A 1,592-nucleotide genomic window follows, 5' to 3' on the forward strand; every position below is an offset into this window, starting at 1 on the left:
GATACCGCCGCGCCGGAAGCGTCCATCACCATCGACGATGTGACCGCTGACAACACGGTGAACATTGCCGAAGCGGGTCAGAACCAGAACGTGACCGGCCGCGTCGGCAACGACGTGCAGGTGGGCGATACGGTGACCGTGACTATCGGCGATCAGGCTTATCAGACTACCGTCACCGCGTCGGACAACGGCAATGTGTGGAGTGTGAGCGTGCCGGGCGAGGTACTGGCCGGTAATAATGAAATTCATGCCGAAGTCACCACCACGGATGCGGCGGGTAACCCGACCACGGCATCTGCCGATCATGGTTACGCGGTCGATACCGCCGCGCCGGAAGCGTCCATCACCATCGACGATGTGACGGCAGACAACACCGTGAATATCGCGGAAGCGGGACAGCCGCAGGCCATCACCGGTCGCGTCGGCAACGACGTGCAGGTGGGCGATACGGTGACCGTGACCATTGGCGATCAGTCTTACCAGACTACGGTGACCGCCTCCGATAACGGCAACGTATGGAGTGTGTCTGTGCCGGGCGAGGTGCTGGCCGGTAACAATGACATTCATGCTGAAGTCACCACCACGGATGCGGCCGGTAACCCGACCACTGCCACGGCAGACCACGGTTACTCCGTTGATACCGTCGCGCCGGAAGCGTCGATCACTATCGATAACGTCACCGGTGACAACACCGTCAATATCGCCGAAGCCGGACAGCCGCAGGCCATCACCGGCCGCGTCGGCAACGACGTGCAGGTGGGCGACACGGTGACCGTGACCATCGGCGATCAGGCTTACCAGACTACCGTCACCGCCTCCGATAGCGGCAACGTGTGGAGCGTCAGCGTGCCGGGCGAGGTGCTGGCCGGTAACAGCCAGATCCACGCGGAAGTGACCACTACCGATGGTGCAGGCAACGCCACTACCGCCGGTGCTGACCACAGCTACGCGGTAGATACCGCCGCGCCGGAAGCGTCCATCACCATCGACGATGTGACCGCTGACAACACGGTGAACATTGCCGAAGCAGGTCAGAGCCAGAATGTGACTGGCCGCGTCGGCAACGACGTGCAGGTCGGCGATACGGTCACCGTGACCATCGGCGAGCAGGCATACCAGACTACGGTGACCGCCTCCGATAGCGGCAACGTATGGAGCGTCTCTGTACCGGGCGAGGTATTGGCCGGTAACAGCCAGATCCACGCGGAAGTGACCACTACCGATAGTGCTGGCAACGCCACGACTGCCGGTGCTGACCACAGCTACGCGGTAGATACCGCCGCGCCGGAAGCGTCCATCACTATCGATAACGTCACCGGTGACAACACGGTGAATATCGCTGAAGCCGGTCAGCCGCAGGCTATCACCGGCCGCGTTGGCAACGACGTGCAGGTCGGCGATACGGTGACCGTGACCATTGGCGATCAGGCATACCAGACTACCGTCACCGCGTCGGACAACGGCAACGTGTGGAGCGTGAGCGTGCCGGGCGACGTGCTGGCCGGTAATTCGCAGATCCATGCCGAAGTCACTACCACCGATGCGGCGGGTAACCCAACGACTGCCACGGCCGACCACGGTTATTCCGTTGA

1 protein-coding gene is annotated in these 1,592 nt (G+C 62.2%); it reads left to right on the top strand.

Annotated features, from left to right (window positions below; all coding sequences use genetic code 11):
* A partial coding sequence (locus BLU64_RS16905; RefSeq protein WP_139171544.1) for an Ig-like domain-containing protein occupies positions 1-1,592 on the top strand: 1,592 nt, incomplete at both ends.

Source organism: Lonsdalea quercina, from assembly GCF_900107885.1.
GTDB classification, from domain to species: domain Bacteria; phylum Pseudomonadota; class Gammaproteobacteria; order Enterobacterales; family Enterobacteriaceae; genus Lonsdalea; species Lonsdalea quercina.